Raw genomic sequence first — 25,194 nt, 5'->3', positions numbered from 1 at the left:
TATAGCCCCAGGGACAGAAAAAATCTGTTGGCAGGACAACGAAATTGAAAGATCCATTGCGAATCCGCAGGGGCCGCACAACCGGCGGCCCGCCTGGCACCTGGATCGTTCTTCTTATGGCCAACAGGCTGATGCCTTCTCCCAGCTCCCTTACAGGCTGTGGATCTCCTTCAGCCCCTGGACCAGCCAGCGGCCCTGGCCATCCATGAGCCCCCAGCCCTGTTTTCCTTTGGCCGGGGCCGCCTGTCCCTGGAAGGAACCGGTCTGGGTCACTCCGTCCGGGACCCGGGCAGGGAGGATCTCCCCATCCCGGTCCATCAGCTTCCAGGTCTTTCCTTCCCGGATCCAGGTGGTTTCCGCCTGGCTGCCAAAGGGGGTCAGGGTCACCGGCTGCTGCCAGGTACGGAGCACCTGTCCGGTGGTTTCAGAAACCAGCCGGGATATGGACCCTTCCTTCACCAGCATCCGCTGCCGTCCCAGGAACTGGACCCCGTCCCAGGCAAAGGGCAGGCGCAGGGAGCCGTCGCTTACGTCCACGATCCCGTATTTCCGGGTCCCTTTGTCCAGGACCGCCGCCAGTCCTTCCTGTTCGTCCAGACCGCCGCCGTCGATGTCGTATTTCCCCGGCCCGAACAGCACCCGGCCTTGGCGGTCCACAAACCACATTTCTCCCTTGTCCTTCACAAAGGTCCCCCAGAGGGTCATGGGGAACACGGCGTCATTCCGGTCATCCACGATCACCTGGCCCGTCCGGTCGATGTAGCCCCGCTTCACCCCGTCCCAGGTCAGGCTCAGGGGCTGGTCCGGCATATACACACTGTGGTCCCAGAAAGCCGCTCCCAGGGTTGCGCTGGCCAGAGTGGCCCAGTTGAAGGAACGGACCGTGCGCCGGGTTTCCGCCAGGCCATCCTGGAAGGGGAACACCTGGTCATAGGGGGCGGCAAACAGCTCCCGGCCCTGGGTATCGATGGCCACGGATTTGCCCTGGGCATTGACCACAAAGGCGATTCCTTCGCTGAAATCCCCCCGTACTTCCCGGTACACCGGAGCCAGCACCGTCCGCTGATTGGCATCCCGGAAGCCCCAGCGGCCCTTTTCCTTGGAGGGGATGAGGGCATCCGGCGCCGCAGGAGCCTGGGCCGGCCGGCCTTCCCGGGTGAAGTACAGCAGGTCCTTCTTGCCCTCCCGGGCCGCCAGGAGGCCCTGGGAAGCCGCTTCCAGGGAGTTGTACCGGGGTGCCAGGATTTCCCGTCCCCGGGCGTCCCAGAGCCCCCACAGGCCCTTGCTGTCCCGTCCGGCAAACACCGGGGCCAGGAGGCTTTCCCGGGCCGCACGGACCAACCCCGGCACCTTCCGGTTGGGGTTGGGGACCAGGAGCCCGCCCAGGATCTCCGCGGTGCCGGCCTTGTCCACATTGACGCTGCTGCTGGTGTGGGTGGAAGTGGTGGAAGACGAGGTGCGAGTGGAAGATTCCGTCCGGGTGGTGGTGTGGGATTCCCGGTGTTCATGGGAATAGATCTCCGCCGGCTTTTCCGCCGAAGCAGAAAGGGGCAGAGCCCAGGAAGCCGCCAGGACAGCGGCCAGCAAAGAGGATTTCAGGGAAGATCGGTGCATACAGGTCTCCTTTCAGATTCACGAAAATCATAAAACAATGCAAGAATGGGAAATTTATAACATAAAGAACGATTATCCGTAAAGGAAGAGGAAAGAAGGAAAACGTCAGATTCCTTGCGAACCCGTAGGGGCCGCACGCCGGGCGCCCCGCCAAAGGACGAATCTGGCTCCTGATCCCAACCCCGTAGGGGCCGCATGCCGGGCGGCCCGCCAGAGGATACTTTTTTTCTTCGCCCGGTTATGGTAGAGTAGGGACAGAGGATTGCAATGGGCCAGAGGACCCGGAAAACGCTCTATCCAGAGGAGGACAACAAATGTTTTGCATAAATTGTGGTACGAAATTGCCCGATGGGGCAAAATTCTGTTTCAACTGCGGGGCCAGGGTGCCTGATCTGGCAACGGACGATGCACCGGAACAGGCGCCGGCAGCGGAAAAGGGAGATGCGGCACCGGTCGTCCAGAACGCCGTTCCGGCCGCCTCCGCCGGGGCCGGACAGACCGGGGGAGAGCCCGTCCCTGCACCCAAAAAGGAAACCCTGCCGGAGGTGCCGGGCAGCCATGCCCTCATCCTTGGCAGATATCCCATTGATTTTCCCCGGCCGCTGGCCCTGCGGCGGCAGCTGTGGGCTCCCTTCAACCGGGAAGGGGCCCGGCAGAGACGGCTGGTGGGGAAGTATATCCGGGAACACCTCCATGTGGAGGACTATACGGACCCGGCCGCCCTGGTGGAATTCCTGACCCGGATTATCTTCGATGCCTGCGAGCCTGCCATGGATGCGGCGGTGGAAGCCCTGATGGATCACGGCATCGATTTTGTCAGTAAAAAAGATCTGCTGGACAAACTCTTTGAGCAGTACAAGGAAACCGACCTGGTCCGGGAGCTGGCCGAAGACCAGGCGGCGATTTCCCGCTATCTGGAGCAGCTGGGAGAGGAAAAAGAGATGAACAAGGCCCACTGGCAGGGAGGCGGCTTTGGCATCACCGGGGCCATCACCGGAGCGGTGAAAGCCGGCATGCTGAACATGGCTTCCGACGGACTGAGCGCCCTGGGACGGGCCGTTACCGGCAATACCTATTCCGGCCGGGCCCAGCGGTTCATCCGGCAGCGTCTGGACAGCCACAACTATGCAGGGATGGGAGCCAGCCTTGCAGACAACATCATTTCCGTCTGGCTGGTCAACGAACTGGTCCATGTCCTGGAAGACAGCCACAAGCTGCCCCCCTTCCACTTCCGGACCAAAGAAGTCAAAAGCCGGATGGACAACCTCCAGGTGATGCTGGAAAATGGCCGGTACAGCAATGAGAAGGCCATGGAGACCCTTTGTGAATGCCTGACCCAGACCGGAGCCACTTTTTCCGTTTATCTTGCCATGGCCAAGCTGGCGCCGGATGCCATTCCGGATATCCTGGACGTGGCGGATACGGAAGGGGAAGGTCTTTCCCTGGCCGGAAGCCTGTGGCAGGACCTCCATCAGAAAGGCGACATTGCGTTTCCCCGGTGGGTGGACTGCCTGGGCGTCGAAAGAGGGTATGCCGTCCGGACACCGGAGGAAATGGCCGTGCTGCGGTACCTGATGCGGGAGTATCCGGAGGGGTATGAGGGACTCCGGATTGTCCTGGTCGATGCCAGCGGCGTGACCCTTCCTTTTTACCCGGATCTGGAAGAGGTTTCCTATTACGGGTTCGGCGACCAGCTCCATTTTGCTTACAAAGGGACGGAACCCATCGACTTTGCAGCCAAGAAAATCCGTTTCTATGAGATCCGGTTCGCCCCGCCTTATGGGGAAGTGGCGGCAGCCCAGGTGGAAACGTTCAAACAGGACGCCCAAAAGGCCCTGGACCAGGGAGAACAGCAGCAGGCGGCGGCTTCTTACCAGGCGGCAGCGGATATGGGCGACCGGGAAGCCATGTACCGGCTGGGGCTGGTCTGTCGGAATCTGGGAGAACCGGAAGAAGCGTCCAAATGGCTCCAGACGGCGGCAGAACTGGGAGACCCCGATGCGGCCTGGGAATTCTACCGGCAGAGTGTCCAGGATGGATCCCCGGAATCCGATTACCTGTTCGCGGCAGCCAAAGGCGGCCAGGGAGAAGCCAGCATGCAGCTGGGCGAACTCTATGAAACCGGAACGGAAATGGAAGATGGAAAGGATTTTGACAAGGCGGCAAAATATTATGAGCAGGCAGCTGTCCTGGGGATCGCCGGGGCGGCAGAAGCCCTGGAACGGACCCGGAAGGCCCTCCATACCCCTGAATTCCAGGAGACGCTGTTCCGCAACTATCAGAAATACAGAGACTGTGACGAAGAACGGGCCCTTGACTATCTCCGCCGCAGTGCCGGACTGGGCTATGAGGAGGCGCGGAGGGTCCTGGGGATTTGGGACCTGAAAGAGGCGGCCAGACTCCGGCAGGAGGAAGCAACGGACTGGGCAGAAGTCCGCACCCTGTATGAAGAGTCGGTGGACTGCGGCAGTCCGGAAGGCTGCTGGGAACTGGCTCTTTTGAAAGAAAGCGGAAAAGGGACTGCCGTGGATCAGGAAGGGGCGGACGGCTTGATCCGCCGGGCCGCTGAGAAAGGCTTTGGACCGGCCTGTACCCGGATGGGACTGGAGGAAGCCCGGGCCGGCCATGGAGAAGCAGCCTTTGCCTGGTACCAGAAAGGGGCCGCTGCCAACGATCCCCAGGCCTGCCTCCAGGCCGGTCTGTGCCGGGAAGGGGGGAAGGCTGCGCAAAGGATCTGGAAAAAGCCCGGGAACTGCTGGGCAGAGCACGGGAAGGTGGTCTGGATGAGGCCCGGGAACCCCTGGAGCAGGTGGACCTGGCCCTGGGAGACGCATTCCAGGCGGCAGGACGCTTTGAGGAGGCCCTGGGCTGTTACGAAGAGGCAGCGGAAGGTGAAAATGCCGAAGCCATAGTGAAGGCTGCGGCTATCCGGGGCAACCAGGATCTGGAAGACTGTTACGATTATGGGAAGGCCATGACCTGGTATGAACGGGCGGCCAGCCTCCAGCCGGAAACAGAGGAAACGAAAACGGCCCGGATCTGCCTGAAGGCTGCCGGTGAATATCCGGACCTTCTGGCCTATCTGGAAAGCAAGCATGGGGCTCAGCTTGAAGGCAGCCATTACTATCTGGGGGACAATATCCCTGGAGACCTTCTGGAAAACGCCATGAAGGCCTACGGCAGCCGGCTGGGTGTGGACCGCTCTGAAGTTCTGCTGCTCTGTGATGCCACCAACGCCCTGCTCTGGGGAAAGGGAAAGAAAGGGTTCCTTCTGACAGACGAAGGGGATATTTTTACCTCACAAGGGGAAAAAGCCTTTGTGGATGATTTCTGCCGGGTCTTCCTGAACCAGGATCGTGTGCTCCAGAGTGACACGGGTTTTGTCCTTTGTACCTTTGAAGAAAGTGACTGCAGCAGTCTGGATGCCAATTTTGCCTCCTGGCTGTCAGAAGAAGTGATCCTGTCTAAGGAAGAATACGATCTTGCCGAAGCGCACGGCATCTTTGAGGATGAGGATGAGGAAGAAGAGGAAACGGAACCATCCGGACATCCGGCAGCTGCCGAAACACAGCCTTCTGTGCAGGAGGCTCCCCTGGCTTCTGGTGCCAGTTCTGTCAGCGGAACGGCAGGCTTTTGTTCCCACTGCGGCGCACCGGCCAAACCGGGGGCACGGTTCTGTACCCAATGCGGGGCACCTCTGGCCGCCGCAAAAGAAGCGCCCTCTGACGGACCCGGCCGGGAAGCCCTCCTTGCCTTTGTGCAGCAGCTGGCTCCCCTGGTCAATAAAACCAATACCTATCTGTACTGCGCCCCTGATATCCCGCCCAAGAAGATGGCCAATGCCCTGTCCAGCTATGCCCAAAGCTATGGGCTGGACCCGAAGGATATCCTTGTCCTTTGCGACAAAACCGTAAGGGGAACCGCCCGGGACGGCTTCCTCCTGACCTGGGATGCGCTTATTTCCTCGGAAAAGGGAGTGTTTCCCCTCAAAGAAATCGGCCGGATGGAACCTTCCACCAGCATGTGGAACGGGAAAATCACCCTGCAGCCCGGGAACCGGAAATTCCTGACCATCGGTCCGGATAAAGAACTGACGGCGTTCTGTGAGGGAATGAACAGGCTGCTGAAAGGTTGAGGGCAAGTGCAGAGGGAAGAGTGCAGAGTGAAGAGCTGGACGGCGGGAAACCAACGATTCATTGCGGTACCGTAGGGGGCGCATGCCGGGCGGTCCGCCAAGACCGGTTCTGACGACATTTTGCTTCGCGGAAGTTTTGAGCCGCCTCTACGGATTCGAGTCGATTGTTTGATGGAAATCCGCAGGGGAACCCATCCCGGCCGCCCAGGGGGCCAATACGTTTAAAGGCGCTGTGAAAAAATCATCCACAGCGCCTTTATTTCGCTTGCGTCAGCTGGCTTCCATCGGCTAGTGACTAGAGACTAGTGACTAGTGACGGGGTGTGAAAAAGCATTTTTTCACACCCCCTTCTTGTTTCAATGTATGTTATACTGTACACGGTGTTGTCTATACGGCAGGCGGTCAAATCTTGCCCCAGAGATGGGGTGGTGCCCTATGACGAAATACGATTTTTTTACCTTTTTGGTAATCCTCTTCGTAATCATCGTTGCAATTCGTGCATAAAGAAATCCGCCTCCAGCTTCCAACAGTAGGCGGATTTCTTTCCATATACTGCTATGGGGCTGACCGTCACCAGACAGCACCATTTGTATTTTCATTATAACACAGTTACAGGGGATTGCAAGAGAGGTATATAAGGGGGGCATAAGGAAACCCGCCGTCGGTCACAAACGATAGGCGGGTTTTCTTAAACCAAAATCCAACGGGGCTGACCAAATGGACAGCTTCTTTTTCATTGTATCACAGGTCCCTGAGATTGACCACCTTATGAATATTTTTGTGAAAAAATGAAAATCTTGTCATAAAAAGACCCTTACGGTATACTGAACCCAGAAAGTATCAACAAACAACGGGGATTGTGGATCATGGGGAGACAATGGACCGGGATTATAGGGGCAGTGGGTGTGCTGTGGGGGACGGCATGCCCTGTTTTTGCTGCGCCCAATCCATTTTTGCAGCAGGAACAGCTGCAGCAGGCCAGACAGGAACAGAGAAAGCGGATGGAGAGGCTGGAAAACCCGGGAGAACGGCAGCCGGATGGAAGGCCGGCAGGTACAGGCGGAAACTGGAGGAAATCTGCGCCTGGAAAGCCTCCAGGATCGGGAGACCTATGACAGCCGGAATACAGGAGGGGGAATTTCCGTCTCTGCCGGAGGAGGCCATGTTTCCGGAAGGGGCAGCGCCCAGAAACAGACACTCCGTTCCGATTACGAAAGCGTGACGGAACAGGCGGGGATCTATGCAGGAGACCAGGGGTTCCGGATCCAGACAAGGGGAAATACCCATTTGAAGGGAGCCGTGATCGACAGCGATGCGCCAGCAGAAAGGAACTGTCTGGAAACGGGAACCCTCAGCTGGGAAGATGTGGAAAACAAAGCGGCGTACAAAGCGGATGGACAGGGTGTGGCTTTTTCTGCCACCACCCGGACCGGACAGGAAGACCGGCAAAAACTCAATGAACGGGGACTCTATCCTGAAGTGGTGAGCACTGTCAAAGGACGGGCAGAAAGCACCACAAAAGCCGGTATCTCTGTCGGAAGTATCATCATCCGGGAGAGAGAAAAACAGGTCCAGCCGGTAAAACAGCTGAACCGGGACACGAAAAACAGCCTCCAGAAACTGGCGACCATCTTTGACAAGGGGAAAGTCCAGGAAAAGCAGGAACTGGTGAACGAACTGAGCAAAAGTGGGGAACCGGGTCATCCATGAACTGGCCGCACGGAAAGGCTGGCAGGAAGGCAGTGATGAAAAGATCCTGTCAAGCCCGGGTTCAATTTGACCCCCTTTAGGTCAATTATAGTCCGGCCTTAACAACTTCTTCTGAATGGAACAGAAAAAATCCTTCCCAACTGGAAAAAGAAGGTCATTATCGGGCATTTTACCGGCATGAATGGGATTTTGGGGGGATGGTAAGAAGTTAGACACGGCCCTGTGAACGGCGGAAATCTAATGATCTATTGGGGTACCGTAGGGGGCGCAGGCCCGGCCGCCCAGGGGGCCAATACGTTCAAAGCCAGATGCCCGGCATCTGGCTTCCTCAACGACAAACGACAAAATCCAAAAAAGCCGCCACCCGAAGGTGACGGCTGTCCTTTTTCAAGTTGGTCGGGGCGACAGGATTCGAACCTGCGGCCTCTTAGTCCCGAACCAAGCGCGCTACCAAACTGCGCTACGCCCCGACAACACAAATAGATTATAGAGGGTTATTGGCCTTTTGTCAACTGTTCTTTGCCAAATTCCGGAAAAATTTTCAGGCGGATCTCAAAAGGCCGCTCCCAGGGCAGGTTCACGGCAAACTGGGCATCCCGGAACCAGTACCGGTTCTCCCCGTCCTTGTAGTAGGGGAACTGGCGGCAGTACCACAGCAGTACCTGGTGGTAGATTCCCAGTTCCCGGGACAGGTAGCAGGTGGCGGCGTTGGGGTAATCCCCGCCTTTTTCCGGGGCTACCCCGTTCAGGTCCTGGAGTTCGGCCATGTGGGGACGGATCAGCTTCTGGTAGGCCCAGTCGTCCAGGAACCGGGCGTAGTTGAACTGGAAATTGGCGCTGTACAGAGCGGGCAGCTGGTCCCTGGGCAGTTTTTGGGCCTGGCCGGATACGATGGTCCCCTGGGCCAAGGCGGTGCCGATGGCGTTGGAAGCGGTGTTCCAGCCGGAATAGGCCAGCAGCCGGGGCAGCGGCGTTCCGTTGGCCATGAGATGGGGCAGGATGCAGTCCCCGGCGGCAAAACGGGTGGAAAGGTCCACCAGGGCCACGGGCTTCTTTTCCATCAACTCTTTGATGTCCCGGGCGATCCGGGTGCTGTCTTCCGCTTTTTCTCCGCCGCAGTGGATGTACAGGACGAAATCCGCATCCTCCAGGGAACCGGTTTCAGTGCCGTTGGCCAGCCGGATCTTTTCCTCGGCGATCTGGCCCAAAGTCAGGGGCACGAAATGGAGTGTATAGTCCTTCATGGCCGGATCCCCGTACAGCACCCGGATCCTGGGCCGGTAGCCGGTGCGCCGGCTGTAGATCCGGGCGGCGGCCAGGGCCCCCAGTTCGTCGGCTCCCTGGGAGGTGTAGATGGGCGGGTGCAGGTCGTAGGCCTGGGGATAGGCCCCTGCGTTCAGCCGGTTGTAGTTGGGCAGTCCGTAGGGATGGGCATCGTCCTGGCCGATCACCAGGTCCGTCAGGTTCTCCTCGGTGACGAACTGGACCAGTTCCTCGTTGAACCGGTCGTTGTCCCGGTACAGGGTGATGTACTTCCACTTCAGGTCCATGGGGATCAGGGCCTTGACTTCTTCGTAGTTTTCCCTGTCGTAGGGCAGCCCCCGGATCTTCTTGTCCATGTTGATGGTCCAGGTCATGAGATGCCACTGGTACCACCGGTCCGGCAGCACATGGTCGCTGATCAGCAGCCGGGGGATGATGGAGTACAGATAGAACTGTTTGTCCGGATTGTCATCTTTCAGTTCTTCCAGCCAGGTGAAAAAGTCCCCGGCCTTCCGGTCCGTCAGGGGTTCCATCCGGGAATGGAGCAGGCCTCCGAAGATCATCAGGTCTGTGGAAAGGAGGGCCCCCTGCTGCCGGGGCAGGGTACCGGCCAGCCAGGTCTTCAGGGCCGGGATATGGGCCGGTTCGTCGTACCAGTCCATGATCTCACTGGGCGGAGCCGTGAAATGGATGCCTCCCAGGGCCCCCAGCTCTTCGGTGAAATCCCGGCAGGGGGGACGGTTGTCCAGGGGCAGCAGGGCCCAGTTTTCTGCCGCCGGCACCGGTCCCGGGGAAAAAACAGCCCCTTTGGGCGCCAGAGTATGGTACAATACACCTGCGGCCGCAAAGACCGTGACGGCCGGCAGGAGAACGTTCTTCCACTTCACGGGAGGACCCTCCTTTTATAGGATATTTATCTATTATAACGTACGGAAGAGGTTTTGTGTATGCGAATCATAACGGGAAAGGCCAGGGGACTGAAACTGGTGACCCCGAAGAATTACCTGGTGCGGCCCACGGCGGACCGGGTGAAGGAAGCTCTGTTCAACATCATCCAGAGCCGGATCCCCGGCAGCACCGTGCTGGACGCCTTTGCGGGCACCGGGAACCTGGGCCTGGAAGCCTGGAGCCGGGGGGCGGAACAGGTGGTGTATTTCGACAAAAGCCGGGAAAGCCTGAAGCTGGTGAAGGCCAATGTGGAAAAGGCCCGGGCCGGGGAGCAGGTAAACATGATCCACACCGACGCGGTGAACGGCCTTGCCATGATGGCCCAGCAGGGAAAGACCTTCGATCTGATCTTTTCGGACCCGCCCTACAACAAGGGGCTGAACCGGAAGGTGGTGGAGGCCCTGGAGAAATGGCCGGTGCTGAAGCCTGGCGGCCTGCTGGTGCTGGAACATTCCCTGGAAGAGGACCCGGGGGACTATCTGCCCCAGGGCACGGAATTTCGGCAGGAAAAGTACGGGGATACGAAAATCTCCCTAATAGTGTGGAAAAGCTGAATCGTTTTTGTTATAATGGTACGTAGCAAATCTGCTTCTCTTGGAGGTTCAACGTGCGTAAAGCGGTATGTCCGGGCAGTTTCGACCCGGTGACCATGGGACATCTGGATATTTTTGAACGGGCCAGCAAAATGTTCGATGAGCTGATCATCAGCGTTTTCGTGAACCCGGCTAAGGACAAGGCCATGTTCTCCATGGAAGAACGGGTTGCCATGATCCGTCAGGCAACGGCCCACATCCCCAATGTGCGGGTGACCAGTTTTTCCGGTCTGCTCAACGAATTCTGCGAGAAGGAAGGGGCCCGGTTCATTGTCCGGGGTCTGCGGGCGTTTACGGATTTCGAATACGAATTCCAGCGGGCGCTGCTCATGAAGGAAATCGATGAACAGCTGGAAACGGTGTTCATCATGACCAACGCCAAATATTCCTATCTCAGCTCTTCCGGAGTGCGGGAAATGGTCTATTTCGGCGGCGATATTTCCGGTTTTGTACCGGACTGCATCCGGGCGGAAGTCATGGCCCGGGGGAAACAATCTCTCAAACGGTAGGATCGAATACAAAAAAGGAAGGAAAGATGGTCATGGAATTGGATAAAATCTTGGACGAAATGGAAAGCATTCTGTCAGATGGCTGGAGGATCCCTCTTGTCAACAAGGTAATGATCGACGAAAACGAGATCACCATGGTGATGGACAAACTGAGAGCCGCTGTGCCTCTGGAAGTGAAACGGGCCCATGACCTGCTGGAAGAACAGAAGAACATCATCGACAAGTCCCGGGCGGAAGCCGACCACATTGTGGAACAGGCCCATGCGGAAGGGGGACGGATCGTGGATCTGGCCAAAGCGGAAGCAGACCGTCTGGTGCGCCAGGAAGAAGTGGTGAAGGCCGCCGAAGAAAAGGCCAACGGCATCATCGCCACCACCCAGCAGTACGACAAGGACATGCGGGCGGCTGCCGATGCCTATGCGGAAAAACTCCACAGCGAATCCATGCAGTATGCCATGGATGTGTTCAACTATCTGGAAGAAAACCTCACCAAGACCCTCAGTGCCGTACGGGACAACGGGAATGCCCTGAAATCCAGCTATGACGCCGATCACCAGCTGAATGCCGGGAACAACGGGGGAGAAGAGAAATAATCGGTCAGAAAGAAAGAAGCCTGTTGTGCTGTCAAAAGAGCACAACAGGCTTTTCTTTGTAATCCCGGTCCGTCACCCGGCCCTCCGTCACCAGCTGGAACAGGTCCTGGGCCCGGATATCCAGCTGGAGCTGCTGCCGGAAGCCGGGATCCGGGGCCTTGCCCAGGGTGTTCTTTTGGATGCCGGTCAAAAGGGGCAGACGGGCCGTCTTTTTCATGGCCCGGAGCAGCTGCCGGCCGGTCTGGGTCATCCCCAGCACCCGCAGGTACCGGGGACCGGCCTGGGCGGCATCCCGGAACCGGCAGTCCGGACCGGAGAGAAGGTACTGCCACAGGAGCCGCCGGATCCGGGAGGGGGAGTACCGCCGGGTGCTCACCTGTTCCACCAGGGCGGCGAAACCGCCGGAGTGCCGCAGCTTCCAGATCCGGTCTTCCAGCCCTTCGGACACCTGGGTGCAGGCCGCCATGCCTTCCGGGGAACCGGTTTCCAGGGCATAGGCCAGCAGGGTGTCCAGGGCCCGTTCCCGGTCCGGCAGAGGGAGCCCGTCCTCCCACCAGGCTCTGCACAGGGGCCGGAGGGCCGGGGGCAGGGCGCCTGCCGCTGCTTCCGTGAACCCGTGGCACTGCAGCTCCTGGCGGAGAGCGGAAGCACTGGGCCAGCCGTTTTCATCGAGGGTGCGGCTGCCGTAGAGGGTGCCTTCCCGGCGGATAGGCAGGGGACGGATCTCCGGATGGGGCCGGAGGGCCCGGAGGTATTCCAGGGCCAGCAGGTTGTTGGAACCGGTGAACAGGTCCCCGTAGGCCGGATCCCGCTCACTGGCCAGCCGGGCCGCGGCGGCTCCGTAGGAGAGCCCGTCCCCCAGGGCCTGCCGCCATTCCTCCGGGGTGAATTCCTCCCGGGAAAGCCGGACCAGGGCCTCCGGGTCCCTGGCTTCGCAGCCGAAGGAAAGATGGGTCACAAGGCCGGTGGCAGCCAGCAGCTCCACCCCGAAAAAGGCGAACCCCTGGGCGCTTTGCAGGCTGCCTGTCACCGGCAGTTCCAGCACCAGGTCCGCGCCTCCCAGAAGGGCCAGACGGGTCCGCCGCCACTTGTCCCACAGGGGCAGTTCTCCCCGCTGGGTGAGGCTGCCGCTCATGACGGCGATGACCGGGAGGGCAGGTCCCAACAGGCTCCGCACTGCCTCCAGCTGATGGCCGTGGCCCCGGTGAAAGGGATTGTATTCGGCCACCAGGCCGACGACAGAAGGATGTTCCATGGCAAATCTCCAAATTTTTATTTTACAAATTCCAAAATCTTTGCTAACATATATTAGTATTATAGCATAAGCATAATACTGGTTTAAAATCAGTAGTCGATCAGGAGGCAATGTAATGAAGATTTTTGTTGTAAACTGCGGCAGCTCTTCCATCAAATATCAGCTGATTGATATGAAGGATGAATCTGTCATCGCAAAAGGTCTGGTAGAACGTATCGGCATCGAAGGTTCCGTTCTGACCCACACCCCCGCCGGCAAGGACAAAGTAAGACTGGAAAGCGCCATCCCCGACCATGTGGACGGCATCAAGAAAGTCCTGGCTGCTCTGGTTGACCCCAACCACGGTGTCATCAAATCCATGGATGAAATCGATGCAGTGGGCCACCGTGTGGTGCACGGCGGTGAAATCTTCAACGAATCCGTTGTGATTACCGACGAAGTGCTGAAACAGATCGAAGATCTGAGCGATATGGCTCCCCTGCATCAGCCGGCCAACGTTTCCGGTATCCGTGCCTGCCAGAAACTGATGCCCAACACCCCGCAGGTTGCCGTATTCGATACCGCCTTCCATCAGACCATGCCTCCTGTGGCATACATGTTTGGCGTGAAATACGAAGAATACAAGGACTATGGCATCCGGAAATACGGGTTCCACGGGACTTCCCACAAATACGTGTCCGGCGTGGCCGCCCAGCTGCTGGGTAAGGACATCAAAGACACCAAGATCATCACCTGCCACCTGGGCAACGGCTCCAGCATCACCGCTGTGGACGGGGGAAAATCCGTGGATACTTCCATGGGCTTCACTCCCCTGGACGGCGTGCTGATGGGCACCCGTACCGGTTCCATCGATCCGGCTGTGGTTCCTGTGCTGATGCAGAAGAAGGGCCTGGATGCTGCCGGCGTTGACAAGTACATGAACAAGGAATGCGGCGTCCTGGGCGTATCCGGCGTTTCCAGCGACTTCCGTGACCTGGAAGATGCTGCCGCCAAAGGCAACGAAAGAGCCCAGCTGGCCCTGGATATGTTCTGCTATCAGGTGAAACGCTATGTAGGTGCTTATGCAGCTGCCATGGGCGGCGTTGACGCCATTGTGTTCACCGCAGGCGTGGGCGAAAACGACATCCACACCCGTCAGCAGGTTTGCGCAGGCCTGGAATTCCTGGGTGTGAAACTGGATGCTGACCGGAACAACGTTCGGGGCAAAGTCACCGAAATCAGTGCTGCTGATTCCAAGGTAAAAGTATTCCTGATCCCCACCAACGAAGAACTGGCCATTGCCCAGGATACCCTGAGACTGTGCAGCAAATAAGATGATTTGGGCTTTTGCTTGACAAAGGCCGGTTTCATCGATATAATGTAACGGTTGATAATATGATTAAAATCAATGTAGCAGAAATCAAAAAAAGACTGACAGGGTCGGAATCTTTCCAGTACGACCTTGCCCCGTCCCAGTTGAACCTGACGCCGGAAGATGCGGACCTGGAAGGGCGCATCCTGGTGGAAGGGGAGATCTCCAACGGGGGAGACGTGCTGCTTCTCACGGCCACGGAACGGTTCGTCTGCCACGGCACCTGCGCCCGCTGCCTGAAAGATGTGCGGCTGGAGCTGAGCGCCCAGGTGGAAGAGCGGTATTACCCGGAAGGGACCGAAGGGCTGGAAGAGGATGCCTTCACCTATCAGTTTGACGTGGTTGATGTTACGGATGCTTTGAGGGAGTCCCTGCTCCTGGCCATTCCGGCCAGAGTCCTGTGCAAACCGGACTGCAAGGGAATCTGTCCGGTCTGTGGAGCGGACCGCAATGTGACGGACTGTCACTGCGATACCCATTCCATCGACCCCCGGTTGGAAGCTCTTAAGGCGTTGTTAGAGAAATAGGTTGAGTTTAGGAGGTGTACGAATATGGCAGTACCAAAGAGAAAAATGTCTAAAGCCCGTCGGGATTCCCGTCGTGCCAATTGGAAACTGGCTGCTCCTGGCTTGGTTGAATGCCCTCAATGCCACGAGCTGAAGCGCCCTCACCACGTATGCACTGAATGCGGCTATTACGATGGTAAGGAAGTCGTGAAAGAAGACGAAGAATAAGGATTGCCGGCTAGCCGGGAACCTTGAAAAGAACACCGTCCCTCCGGGGGCGGTGTTCTTTTCATGTCCCCCTTTCTAAATCCTCCAAACTGGCTTATAATGATAGAATAAGCATCAACCCAATATACATGAGGGGAGCAGCGGAGTATGAAATTCTTTATCGATACAGCCAACCTGGACGAGATCCGGGAAGCGGAAGCCATGGGCATCATCAGCGGAGTCACCACCAATCCTTCTCTGATCGCCAAAGAAGGCCGGGATTATGAAGAAACCCTCCGGGAAATCGCCCAGATCGTGGACGGGCCCATTTCCGGGGAAGTGAAGGCCAGCACTACCCTGGCCCGGGACATGGTGATGGAGGGCCGGGTGATCTCCCAGATCCATCCCAACATGGTGGTGAAGATCCCCATGACGGCAGAGGGCCTGAAGGCCGTGAAGATCCTGGCTTCGGAAGGGATCAGGACCAACGTGACCCTGGTCTTTTCCGCCACCCAGGCCATCCTGGCCGCCCGGGCCGGTGCCACTTATGTATCTCCCTTCCTGGGCCGTCTGGACGACATTTCCACCGACGGCACCCGTCTCATCCGGGAAGTGATGGAGATCTTCCGGATGTACCCGGATATCACCACCAAGGTGATCTGCGCCTCCATCCGCCATCCCATGCACGTGGTGGAGTGCGCCAAGGTGGGCGCGGATATCGCCACGGTGCCCTACAAGGTGCTGATGCAGATGGTCCAGCATCCCCTGACCCGGACCGGCATCGAGAAGTTCTGCCAGGATTTCGAAGCGGTGTTTGGCCGGTAATCTATGAACAAGCTGTAAATTCTGTAACAGACTCCCCAGTCAAGTCTTGTTTTTTGCCCTTACTCTGGTATAATTAACTCTAGTGTTATGACTAGGTACTAAAAGTAGGTGGTAGAATGGGTTCTGTGGGACAGAAAAAGGCAAGACAGCAGCGTCTGCAGCAGCTGCTGGCCAGGAATCCGTTCCTGACCGATGAGCATCTGGCCGAAACCTTTCAGGTCAGCATCCAGACCATCCGTCTGGACCGGCTGGCCCTGGGGATCCCGGAACTCCGGGAACGGACCCGCCACATGGCGGAGGATGCCCAGGAAAAACTGAAAGCCATTACCAGCGAGGACATCGTGGGGGAACTGATCGACCTGGAAATCGGGGTCAGCGGCATTTCCATGATGACCGTGGACCGGGAAATGGTGCTGCAGAAAACCGGCGTGTGCCGGGGGCAGTATATGTTCGCCCAGGCCAATTCCCTGGCCCTGGCGGTGATCGATGCCCCGGCGGCTCTCACCGGGGTGGCCAATGTGAAGTACAAGATCCCTGTGACCGTGGGGGCCACGCTGGTGGCAAGAGCTGAGGTGGTCCGGAAGCAGGAGGACAAATATACCATCTGGGTGAAGATCAGGAACAACCACCGGGAAGTGTTCCGTGCCAAGTTCCTGATCGTCGCCATACCGGAACAAAGGAGCCAAGAAGATGAAAATCGCAGTTGACGTAATGGGCACAGACTATGGCCCTGCCGAGATCATCAAAGGGGTGCTTCAGGCAGTAAGCGAATACGGCTGCGACGTGGTGCTGGTGGGGGATCAGGAAGTGATCCGCCGGGAACTGGCCCGGGAACATCAGGAAAACAACCCCCGGGTAACCATCCATCATGCCAGCCAGGTCATCGAAATGCAGGATCATCCGGGCATCAGCGTAAAGAAAAAGAAGGATGCCTCCATTGTGGTGGCCACCCATCTCCTCCATGAAAAGGAATGTGACGCCCTGGTGTCTTCCGGCAGTACCGGCGCCGCCGTGGCTTCCGCCCTGTTCGGCCTGGGCCGGATCCGGGGCATCGAACGGCCGGCCATCGCCACGGTGATCCCCAATGTGAAGGGGGCCACGGTGCTGGTGGATTCCGGCGCCAAGGTGGATGCCAAACCGGAACAGCTGGTGCAGAATGCCATCATGGGGTCCATCTATGCGGAACTCCAGCTGGGGATCCCCCAGCCTCGGGTGGGACTGCTGAACATCGGGGAAGAGGAGACCAAGGGCAATGAACAGTGCCTGGCCACCTACCCCCTGCTGAAAAAAGACCCTCACATCCATTTCATCGGCAATGTGGAAGGCCGGGACATCAACAAGGGTACTGTGGATGTGGTGGTCTGCGACGGGTTCGTGGGCAACGTGGTCTTAAAGACCATGGAAGGCCTGGCCGCCGCGGTGATGGAGATCCTGAAAAAGACCCTGATGGAAAGCGGCCTCTTTGCCAAACTGGGAGCCCTGCTCATGAAGCCGGCGCTCCTGCGGATGAAGAAGCAGATGGATGCCTCTGAATACGGCGGCGCCCTCCTGATGGGGGTGCGGGCTCCCTTCATCATCTGCCACGGCAGTTCCAAGGCCAAGGCCATCAAGAATGCCGTACGGGTGGCCATCGAGCTGACCCAGAAAGACGTGGTGGGACGGATCCGCCAGGAAATCATGCACGACGAAGAAAGTGGTGAATTATAAATGACGAAACCTGCAGTAGGCTTTCTGGGCATGGGCTATTACGTGCCGGAGAAAGTACTGACCAATTTTGATCTGGAAAAAATGGTGGATACCAGCGATCAGTGGATCGTGGAACGGACCGGGATCCGGGAACGGCACATCGCCGCTCCGGACCAGGCCACGTCCGATCTGGCCTACATCGCCGCCCAGCGGGCCCTGGAAGACGCCGGGCTCACGGCGGAAGACATCGACCTGATCGTGGTGGGCACGGAATCCCCGGATATGAAATTCCCCTCCGTGGCCTGCATCCTCCAGGACAAACTGGGGGCTTCCCATGCGGCGGCCTTCGACCTGGCGGCGGGCTGCTCCGGCTTTGTGTATGCCTGCGGCATCGCCAGCCAGACCATCGCCAGCGGCCTGTACAAGCATGTGCTGGTGGTGGGGGCGGAAACCCTTTCCCGGATCCTCAACTGGCAGGACCGGAACACCTGCATCCTCTTCGGGGATGGGGCCGGTGCCGCCGTGCTGGGGCCGGTGGAAGAAGGCTACGGCATCCTGTCCGTGGACCTGGGAGCCAACGGGGCCGGGGGCAAGTTCCTGACCATGCCCGCCGGGGGATCCCGGAAGCCGGCCAGTGAAGAGACCGTGGCCAACCACGAACACTGCATTCACATGGTGGGCAAGGAAGTGTTCAAGTTCGCCGTGAAGGTCATGGGCCACAGCGCCCTGGCCGCCCTGGAAAAAGCCGGCATGAGCAAGGAGGACATCGATCTCCTGATCCCCCACCAGGCCAACCAGCGGATCATCGATTCCGCTGCCAAGCGGCTGAAACTGTCCACCGACAAGATTTTCGTAAACCTGGAGAAATACGCCAATACGTCCGGCGCATCCATTCCCATCGCCCTTTGCCAGGCGCGGGATGCAGGCCGGCTGCATAAAGGTGAGAACGTGGTGATGGTGGGCTTCGGAGCCGGTCTCACCTACGGTTCCCTGGTAGTGAAATGGCAAAAAGATGAGGAGGCCAGAGGATGAGTAAAATCGCTTTTGTGTTCCCGGGACAGGGGTCCCAGACCGTGGGCATGATGAAGGAACTGTATGACAACTATGCCTGCGTCCGTGAAGTATTCAAGGAAGCCGATGAGGCACTGGGCTTTTCCATGACGGACCTGTGCTTCAAAGGGCCGGAAGACCAGCTGCGGCTCACCTACAACACCCAGCCCGCCATCCTGACCTGCAGCATTGCGGCCATGAAGGTGCTGAACGAAAACGGGGTGTTCCCGGATGTGGCCGCCGGTCACAGCCTGGGGGAATATTCCGCCCTGGTGTGCGCCGGGTCCCTGAAGTTCGCTGACGCCGTCCGCACTGTGCGGAAACGGGGCCAGTTCATGCAGGAAGCCGTTCCTGTGGGCCAGGGAGCCATGGCCGCCATCATCGCTCTGGATACCGCCAGGATCCGGGAAATCTGTGCGGAAATCCAGGAAAGACGGGGGGAAGCCGTCCAGCCGGTGAACTTCAACTGCCCGGGCCAGGTGGTCATCGCCGGGGCCACGGAAGCGGTGAAGGAAGCCTGCGATGCCCTAAAAGCCGCCGGCGCCAAGAGGGCCATCCTGCTGCCGGTAAGCGCACCCTTCCACAGCACCCTGATGCAGCCCGCCGCGGACCGGCTGAAGGAAGTGCTGGACGGGATCGAAGTGGCGGATGCCAAGATCCCGGTGATCGCCAACGTCACCGCCCGTCCCGAACAGAAGGGGGACGAAATCCGTCAGGTACTGGTGAAACAGGCTGCCAGCCCGGTGCTCTGGGAAGACAGCGTCCGGTACATGATGGAAAACGGCGTGGATACCTTCATCGAAGTGGGCCCCGGCAAGGTGCTCACCGGCTTTGTGAAGAAGATCGACCGGTCCTACACCGGCCAGAACGTGGAAGACCTGGCCAGTTTGGAAAAAACCCTTGCTTATTTAAAGGAGGTCAGATAAAATGACTTTAGTCGGGAAAGTGGCGCTGGTTACCGGCGGCTCCCGGGGCATCGGCCGTGCCATTGCCCTGAAGCTGGCGAAAAACGGGGCTGACGTAGCCATCAACTATGCCGGCAATACCGCTGCGGCAGAAGAAGTCAAAGCCGCCATCGAACAGATGGGCCGGAAGGCTCTCCTGATCCAGTGCAGCGTGGCCGATACCGACGGTGTCCAGGCCATGGTGAACCAGGTGGTGAAGGATCTGGGCCGTCTGGACATCCTGGTGAACAACGCGGGGATCACCCGTGATGGCCTCCTGATGCGCATGAAGGAAGCCGACTGGGACGATGTGATGAACACCAACCTGAAAGGCGTGTACAACTGCTCCAAGGCAGTGATGCGCACCATGATGAAACAGAAAAGCGGCCGGATCGTGAACATGGCCTCCGTAGTGGGGGAAATGGGCAATGCCGGCCAGGCCAACTACGCGGCTGCCAAAGCCGGGGTCATCGGCTTCACCAAGAGCCTGGCCAAGGAAGTGGCTTCCCGGGGCATTACGGTCAATGCCATTGCTCCCGGCTTCATCGCCACGGATATGACCAGTGTGCTCTCCGACGACCAGAAGGCCGAAATGGCTCGGACCATCCCTCTGGGACGGGCCGGCCAGCCTGAAGATGTTGCCAATGCAGTCCTGTTCCTCGCAAGCGAGGGGGCTGCTTATATAACCGGCCAGGTTTTAAATGTGGACGGTGGCATGGTAATGTAGTATCATTATCTATTAGAGGATTGGAAGGAGGTGAACTGGCATGAGCGAACAGAGCACTTTTGAAAAAGTAAAGGCCATCACCGTTGATCAGCTGAGCGTTGCTCCTGAAGACGTAAAAATGGACTCTACTTTCATCGATGACTTGGGAGCTGACTCTCTGGACATTGTGGAACTGATCATGGCTTTCGAAGAGGAATTCAACACTGAAATCCCCGACGATGTGGCTGAAAAGATCCGCACTGTGAGAGACGCAGTCGAACTGTTGGATAAAGAAGGCAAATAATAGCATCCCATTATTTTCGGAAGGCCCTGCAACAGGGGCTTTCCGAACTTTATCCATGATCTTATGATCTGAAATGGGGGATTTTTGTTGAAAGTGCCAGTGCTGAAGATTGGTGAAAAAGTAGCAACTATGCCTATCGTCCAAGGCGGTATGGCCATACGCTTGTCCACGGCGCGTTTGGCAGCATCTGTGGCCAATGAAGGCGGTGTGGGTCTGATCGCTGCTTCTGGTCTGCCCTTCGATGAGCTGCGCAAGGAAATCCGTCTTGCCCGGAAATTGTCCAACGGCAAGGGAATGATTGGCATCAATGCCATGGTAGCCGCCCGGGAATTCAAAGGCCTCATTACAACTGCGGCCCAGGAAAAAGTCGATCTGATTGTGGCCGGGGCTGGCTTTTCCAGAGATATGTTTTCTGTCGGCCGGGAATACAATGTTCCCATCGTGCCGATTGTGTCCTATGCCAAACTGGCAAAGATTGCGGAACGGCTCGGTGCCTCCGCCGTTGTGGTGGAAGGGACTGAAGCAGGGGGCCATTTGGGGACCCAGCGTTCCATCAAAGATATCCTGCCGGAGATCCTTTCGGTGGTGAAGATTCCAGTCATTGCGGCTGGTGGCGCTGTCACCGGCAAAGATGCGGCGGAATTGCTGAAAATGGGTGCCAGCGGCGTCCAGATGGGCAGCCGGTTTGCTGCCAGTGAGGAGTCCAACGGGTCTCCTTTCCTGAAACAATTTTATTTGAAAATGACCCAAGATGATGTGGTTCAAATAGATAGTCCGGTAGGCTTCAAGGGCCGGGCCGTGCTGACACCGTTCTCCAAGGCGGTGCTGGAAGGCCATCCTCTGAAACCCTCCACCTGCGACAGCTGCCTGAAGCACTGCTCCCGCAGCTTCTGTATCATCCGGGCCCTGACCCGGGCTCAGCAGGGGGATCTGGAAACAGGTCTGGTGTTTACCGGAGCCAATATGTGGAAAATCAAAGAAATCCTTCCCGTCCATGAAATCTTCAGACGGATCCGGGAAGACTGGGACAATATTGAGTAGAGGTGATCCTGTTGAAACGAAGAGTGGTTGTGACCGGCCTCAGTGCGATTACGCCCATTGGCATCGGTAAAGAAGCATTCTGGAACAGCCTGATGGAAGGCAAATCCGGTATCGGTCTGATTACCCAGTTCGATACCACTGATTTTAACTGCAAAATCGCCGGGGAAGTCAAAGGCTTTGACTTTGCGGACTACGGCGACAAAAAAGAAGGCAAGCGGATGGACCGGGTGACCCAGTTCGCCGTGGCCTGCGCCAAAATGGCGGTGCAGGATTCTGCCCTGGATCTGGAAAAAGAAGATACGGACCGGATCGGCGTGTGCGTAGGCACCGGCATCGGCGGCATCCATACCTTCCTGGACGCGGCCAGCAAGCTGGTCTCCAAGGGACCGGGCCGGATCAGCCCCTTCTTCATTCCCATGGAAATCCCCAACATGCCGGCAGCCCAGATCGCCATCGATCTGAAGGTGAAAGGCCCCAACACGGCCATTGTCACCGCCTGCTCCACCGGTTCTGACTGCATCGGGGACGCTCTCCGGACCATCCAGTACGGGGATGCGGACGTGATGCTGGCCGGGGGTACCGAAGCCGCCATCTCTCCCATTGCGGTAGCCGGCTTCGACAACATGAAGGCCCTGTCCCGGAACAACGACGCTCCGGAAAAGGCTTCCTGCCCCTTCGACAAGAAGCGCAGCGGCTTTGTTATGGGCGAAGGCGCCGGGATTGTGGTCCTGGAAGAACTGGAACACGCCAAGGCCCGTGGGGCCCATATCTACGCCGAAGTGGCCGGCTATGGCCACAACAGTGACGCCTACCATATCACTGCTCCGGATCCGGAAGGGGATATGCAGGTGAAATGCATGGAAATGGCCATCAAGGATGCCGGACTGACCCCCGGGGACATCGACTATGTGAATGCCCATGGTACCAGCACCCACCGGAACGACCTGAATGAAACCAACTGCTGCAAGCGGGTGTTCGGGGACCGGGCCAAGGAGGTGCCCATCAGCTCCATCAAATCCATGACCGGCCATCTGCTGGGCGGTGCCGGCGGCGTGGAAGCCGTGGCTACGGTGCTGACCATCGAAAACGGCATGATCCCTCCCACCATCAACTATGAGGATGTGGATACGGAAGAAGGCCTGGATCTGGACTATGTGCCCAATGTGGCCCGGAAAGCCGATGTGAAGGTGGCTCTGTCCAACAACTTCGGGTTCGGCGGTCACAACGCCATCCTGTGCTTCAAGAAGTACGAAGACTAAGAGGCGTCGGTGATGGAGGAACAGCGTCAGAAAGAGCTGGAAGGGCTCTGCCGTCAGCTGGGCATGGAAATGAAAGACCTGCACCTGCTGGACATGGCACTGACCCATACGTCCTATGCCTATGAATCCAAGAAAAATCCCCGGCCCCAGCACAATCAGCGGCTGGAGTTCCTGGGGGATTCGGTGCTGAGCCTGGTGGTCAGCACCCATATCTACAAAACCTGTCCCCAGATGGACGAAGGGGAGCTTTCCAAGCTCCGGGCCTTCCTGGTGTGCGAGGAGACCCTGGCCCAGCTGGCCACGGAAAACCATCTGGGAGACCATCTGCTCCTGGGCAAAGGGGAAATCAACCTGGATGGGGAGGAGAATCCCTCCATCCTGGCCGATGCCTTTGAAAGCGTCCTGGGAGCCTATTACCTGGACCAGGGCTTTGCCCGGGTGACGGGGCTGCTGAACCGGCTGCTGATCAGCCGGATCCCGGAACTGACGGCCGACGGCATCGACCGGGATTACAAGACCCGTCTCCAGGAAGTGGTGCAGAAAGATGGCCCGGCGGAAATCCTGTACGATCAGGTTTCCGCAGAAGGCCCCAGCCACAACCGGACCTTTGTGATGCGTGTCCTGGTGAACGGGAACGAATTGGGCAAAGGCCGGGGAAGAACCAAAAAAGAGGCGGAACAGCGTGCCGCAAGGGAAGCGTTGAAAGCCCTCCGGTAAAAAAAGGTGCTGTGAAAAAATGACGGATCATTTTTTCACAGCACCTTTTTTATCCATTTTATCTCATTTCTTTTCCTTCCCTGGATTTCTTGTCCAGGTACATGGCAGCGTCCGCCCGGAGGAACACCTGGAGGTAATTTTCGTCGGTTTCCGGATCGTAGTTGCTGAAACCGGAAGCAAAGGCCAGCTGGAGCCAGGGTTCTTTCAGGGAGTAATCCCGTTTCCGGCTGTAGGGCCGGAGTTGTTCCAACAGGGCCTTCCGGTTGGTGTAATCCTGGTTCTGGAGGATCACCACGAATTCATCCCCGCCCACCCGGTATACCGGGCTGTGCTTGAACAGGTCACAGATGGTCTTTACCGTATGCTTCAGCAGCAGGTTCCCCTGCTCGTGGCCGAACCGGTCGTTGACCCCCTTCAGACCGTTTACGTCCACCATCAGCACCCCGAAAGCGGGTTTGGGCTCCTGATACATCCGGTGATTCAGCTCATGGACCATCTGCTCATAGGCCCGGTTGTTCTTCACCCGGGTCAGGGTGTCTTCCATGGCCTGTTTTTCCAGACGGGCGAACATGTCCTTCATGAGTACCATGGTCTGGTTCATGTTCTGGGCCAGTTCACCCACTTCGTCCCCCCGGTTGTTGTGGATGAAGGTGTCATAATCTCCCTGGCCCATCCGTTTGGCCGCCGCATCGATGTCTTTCAGGGGGGCGATGATCCGGTTGGCGGTGATGATGGCCAGCCCGGAAGTGAACAGTCCGAACAGGATAGTCAGGAACAGCAGCCGGCCGTAGGTGGTTTTCCGTTCCTCATAGATTTCACTGTCAGGCGCCACAATCCCCAGGTTCATACCGTTTTTCAGGGTGATGAAGGCCATTTCTTTTTTGATTCCCCTGTAGTGATGAGATAAGAGGTCCATGCCGGAATCCCGGTCCTTAAGCTGTTCCGCATAGGGTTCCAGGCCGAAATCCTTTAGGGTGGTGGGGGCCCCGTCCGGATAGTCCGGATGGTAGAAAATCTCCCCGTCATCGGAAAACAGGGCCGCATAGCCGGTGTCGTAGATCCGGGCGTGGGACATCATGGTCACCAGGGTATCCATCCGGATGCTCATGCCCAGGAAGGCCACGAAGGTGCCGTTGCTGTACACCGGAACGATATAGGAAATCCGCCGGACCCCGAAGTTGTGGTCGTCATAGGGGTTCCGCCAGACCGGTTTTCCATCGGCAATCAGATCCCGGAAATAGGGGAGGAAACCGCCCTTTCCATAGAAATAGGCCCCCATGGCTTCCCGGGAATGGGAAATGTACTGGCTCCGCCGGGGATCCCAGGTGTACCAGAACCCGGCAGGCCCTCCGGTCAGCTCCGGATTGAACTGGACATAATAGCCAAAGACCGTGGTGGAATTCCTGGCGGACAGGTTGAAATGCTTCTGGAGATGGACCAGGATACCTTTCCGGAAAGCCGGATCACTCAGCCGGCCGGGGTCCGGTACATCTTTGATCAATCCATTGGCCAGGATGTCCGTCATGTCCATGGTGCTGGTGAGCACCCCCTGGATGGGGGCGGAAGTCCGCTGGGCCTGCCAGTTCAGGCTCATGGCGGCAATCCGGGTGGAGGTACCGTTGACGGTCTGCAGGTTCAAAAAGCCCAGCACCAGGATCAGGGCCAGGGTGATCCCCAGGATCAGCACCAGAAACTGGGCCTGTAGACTTCGGATTAATCTTCGCACAATGCAACTTCTCCTTACTTATTGGATGGCAAAACAACGAAAAGCCGCCTGTCCCATAGACAGACGGCTGACGGTTCTCACCATTCCGCATTTTTCAGGGCGGAGGAAAAACACTGTGCAGCTGGCTGCCATTTTACAGGCCCTGTTAGCTTTGCGTCGCTGGATTTCTCCAGGTTTGCCAAAAGGTTTTGTGTTTTTTTTTTTTTGATTATCATTATTATAAACGTTATGTTGTGATTTGTCCAGCCATAC

Annotated in this window: 23 protein-coding genes, 1 tRNA gene and 1 riboswitch; of the genes, 19 read left to right on the top strand and 5 right to left on the bottom strand. The window is 57.9% G+C overall.

The annotated features are described in order from the left end of the window. Window positions 1-150: 150 nt before the first annotated feature. A complete protein-coding gene (locus ACFER_RS07170) occupies window positions 151-1,614 on the bottom strand; it encodes a WG repeat-containing protein (RefSeq protein WP_012938753.1) in 1,464 nt (487 codons plus the stop codon). Between the two features lie 314 nt (window positions 1,615-1,928). Between ACFER_RS07170 and ACFER_RS07165 the strand changes: the two genes are divergently transcribed. The 3 genes from ACFER_RS07165 to ACFER_RS07155 all read left to right on the top strand — a co-directional run bounded on the left by ACFER_RS07165 (window position 1,929) and on the right by ACFER_RS07155 (window position 7,459). Continuing rightward, complete coding sequence (locus tag ACFER_RS07165; RefSeq protein WP_012938752.1) at window positions 1,929-4,526, top strand: zinc-ribbon domain-containing protein; 2,598 nt, start codon at window positions 1,929-1,931, stop codon at window positions 4,524-4,526. 62 nt (window positions 4,527-4,588) lie between these two features. Further along, window positions 4,589-5,749 carry a zinc ribbon domain-containing protein gene (locus tag ACFER_RS12015; RefSeq protein ID WP_419186767.1) on the top strand — a complete coding sequence of 387 codons (1,161 nt, stop codon included), beginning with the start codon at window positions 4,589-4,591 and terminating at the stop codon, window positions 5,747-5,749. A gap of 1,038 nt (window positions 5,750-6,787) precedes the next feature. Further along, window positions 6,788-7,459, top strand: coding sequence for a hemagglutinin repeat-containing protein (locus ACFER_RS07155; RefSeq protein WP_041666222.1), 672 nt, complete (start codon window positions 6,788-6,790; stop codon window positions 7,457-7,459). Between the two features lie 393 nt (window positions 7,460-7,852). On the opposite strand, the gene ACFER_RS07150 is transcribed toward ACFER_RS07155, so the two are convergent. Both ACFER_RS07150 and ACFER_RS07145 read right to left on the bottom strand, forming a co-directional pair. Next, window positions 7,853-7,929: transfer RNA gene (locus ACFER_RS07150), tRNA-Pro, on the bottom strand. A 24-nt stretch (window positions 7,930-7,953) separates the two neighbouring features. Further along, window positions 7,954-9,609, bottom strand: a complete 1,656-nt coding sequence (locus ACFER_RS07145; RefSeq protein ID WP_012938750.1) for a DUF4127 family protein — start codon at window positions 9,607-9,609, stop codon at window positions 7,954-7,956. A gap of 60 nt (window positions 9,610-9,669) precedes the next feature. Between ACFER_RS07145 and rsmD the strand changes: the two genes are divergently transcribed. From rsmD to ACFER_RS07130, 3 genes are read left to right on the top strand one after another with little or no spacing between them, the layout of a single operon-like run. Further along, window positions 9,670-10,224: a 16S rRNA (guanine(966)-N(2))-methyltransferase RsmD gene (rsmD, locus tag ACFER_RS07140; protein ID WP_012938749.1), complete on the top strand. Its 555-nt coding sequence runs from the start codon at window positions 9,670-9,672 to the stop codon at window positions 10,222-10,224. Between the two features lie 53 nt (window positions 10,225-10,277). After that, window positions 10,278-10,772, top strand: a complete 495-nt coding sequence (gene coaD, locus ACFER_RS07135; RefSeq protein WP_012938748.1) for a pantetheine-phosphate adenylyltransferase — start codon at window positions 10,278-10,280, stop codon at window positions 10,770-10,772. A 32-nt stretch (window positions 10,773-10,804) separates the two neighbouring features. Next, window positions 10,805-11,365 (top strand): hypothetical protein, encoded by a 561-nt coding sequence (locus ACFER_RS07130; RefSeq protein WP_041666646.1) that lies wholly within the window; start codon window positions 10,805-10,807, stop codon window positions 11,363-11,365. 31 nt (window positions 11,366-11,396) lie between these two features. Here ACFER_RS07130 and ACFER_RS07125 read toward each other — a convergent pair whose 3' ends face one another. After that, on the bottom strand, window positions 11,397-12,620 hold the full coding sequence (locus ACFER_RS07125; RefSeq protein WP_012938746.1) for a tRNA(Met) cytidine acetate ligase: 1,224 nt from the start codon (window positions 12,618-12,620) through the stop codon (window positions 11,397-11,399). Window positions 12,621-12,735: 115 nt separating this feature from the next. On the opposite strand from ACFER_RS07125, the gene ACFER_RS07120 reads away from it, so the two are divergent. The 13 genes from ACFER_RS07120 to rnc all read left to right on the top strand — a co-directional run bounded on the left by ACFER_RS07120 (window position 12,736) and on the right by rnc (window position 23,216). After that, complete coding sequence (locus ACFER_RS07120; RefSeq protein ID WP_012938745.1) at window positions 12,736-13,932, top strand: acetate/propionate family kinase; 1,197 nt, start codon at window positions 12,736-12,738, stop codon at window positions 13,930-13,932. A gap of 62 nt (window positions 13,933-13,994) precedes the next feature. Continuing rightward, window positions 13,995-14,498 (top strand): YceD family protein, encoded by a 504-nt coding sequence (locus tag ACFER_RS07115; RefSeq protein WP_012938744.1) that lies wholly within the window; start codon window positions 13,995-13,997, stop codon window positions 14,496-14,498. A gap of 24 nt (window positions 14,499-14,522) precedes the next feature. Next, window positions 14,523-14,705: a 50S ribosomal protein L32 gene (gene rpmF, locus ACFER_RS07110; RefSeq protein WP_012938743.1), complete on the top strand. Its 183-nt coding sequence runs from the start codon at window positions 14,523-14,525 to the stop codon at window positions 14,703-14,705. A 147-nt stretch (window positions 14,706-14,852) separates the two neighbouring features. After that, window positions 14,853-15,509: a fructose-6-phosphate aldolase gene (fsa, locus tag ACFER_RS07105; RefSeq protein WP_012938742.1), complete on the top strand. Its 657-nt coding sequence runs from the start codon at window positions 14,853-14,855 to the stop codon at window positions 15,507-15,509. A gap of 116 nt (window positions 15,510-15,625) precedes the next feature. Then, window positions 15,626-16,216 (top strand): transcription factor FapR, encoded by a 591-nt coding sequence (fapR, locus tag ACFER_RS07100; RefSeq protein ID WP_012938741.1) that lies wholly within the window; start codon window positions 15,626-15,628, stop codon window positions 16,214-16,216. Beyond that, the gene (gene plsX / locus ACFER_RS07095; protein WP_012938740.1) at window positions 16,200-17,216 is read left to right on the top strand and encodes a phosphate acyltransferase PlsX; all 1,017 of its coding nucleotides are present in this window, start codon (window positions 16,200-16,202) and stop codon (window positions 17,214-17,216) included. Before fapR ends, plsX begins: the two co-directional genes overlap by 17 nt. Continuing rightward, window positions 17,217-18,227: a beta-ketoacyl-ACP synthase III gene (locus tag ACFER_RS07090; protein ID WP_012938739.1), complete on the top strand. Its 1,011-nt coding sequence runs from the start codon at window positions 17,217-17,219 to the stop codon at window positions 18,225-18,227. After that, entirely contained in the window at window positions 18,224-19,171 is a 948-nt protein-coding gene (gene fabD, locus ACFER_RS07085) for an ACP S-malonyltransferase (protein ID WP_012938738.1), read from the top strand. Before ACFER_RS07090 ends, fabD begins: the two co-directional genes overlap by 4 nt. Window position 19,172: 1 nt before the next feature. Then, complete coding sequence (gene fabG / locus ACFER_RS07080) at window positions 19,173-19,916, top strand: 3-oxoacyl-[acyl-carrier-protein] reductase (RefSeq protein ID WP_012938737.1); 744 nt, start codon at window positions 19,173-19,175, stop codon at window positions 19,914-19,916. A gap of 40 nt (window positions 19,917-19,956) precedes the next feature. Beyond that, window positions 19,957-20,199 (top strand): acyl carrier protein, encoded by a 243-nt coding sequence (locus ACFER_RS07075; RefSeq protein WP_012938736.1) that lies wholly within the window; start codon window positions 19,957-19,959, stop codon window positions 20,197-20,199. 87 nt (window positions 20,200-20,286) lie between these two features. Then, complete coding sequence (locus ACFER_RS07070) at window positions 20,287-21,240, top strand: NAD(P)H-dependent flavin oxidoreductase (protein WP_012938735.1); 954 nt, start codon at window positions 20,287-20,289, stop codon at window positions 21,238-21,240. An 11-nt stretch (window positions 21,241-21,251) separates the two neighbouring features. After that, entirely contained in the window at window positions 21,252-22,499 is a 1,248-nt protein-coding gene (gene fabF, locus ACFER_RS07065; RefSeq protein WP_012938734.1) for a beta-ketoacyl-ACP synthase II, read from the top strand. 12 nt (window positions 22,500-22,511) lie between these two features. Next, a complete protein-coding gene (gene rnc / locus ACFER_RS07060; RefSeq protein WP_012938733.1) occupies window positions 22,512-23,216 on the top strand; it encodes a ribonuclease III in 705 nt (234 codons plus the stop codon). A 58-nt stretch (window positions 23,217-23,274) separates the two neighbouring features. On the opposite strand, the gene ACFER_RS07055 is transcribed toward rnc, so the two are convergent. Continuing rightward, complete coding sequence (locus ACFER_RS07055; protein WP_012938732.1) at window positions 23,275-24,942, bottom strand: diguanylate cyclase; 1,668 nt, start codon at window positions 24,940-24,942, stop codon at window positions 23,275-23,277. A gap of 113 nt (window positions 24,943-25,055) precedes the next feature. Then, window positions 25,056-25,132: riboswitch (cyclic di-GMP riboswitch) on the bottom strand. Window positions 25,133-25,194 lie beyond the last annotated feature (62 nt).

Origin of the sequence: Acidaminococcus fermentans DSM 20731, from assembly GCF_000025305.1 — a bacterium.
In the GTDB taxonomy this organism is placed as follows: Bacteria; Bacillota; Negativicutes; order Acidaminococcales; family Acidaminococcaceae; genus Acidaminococcus; species Acidaminococcus fermentans.
The sequence above is the reverse complement of the archived record's forward strand: the minus strand, read 5'-3'. Positions and strand labels throughout refer to the sequence as shown.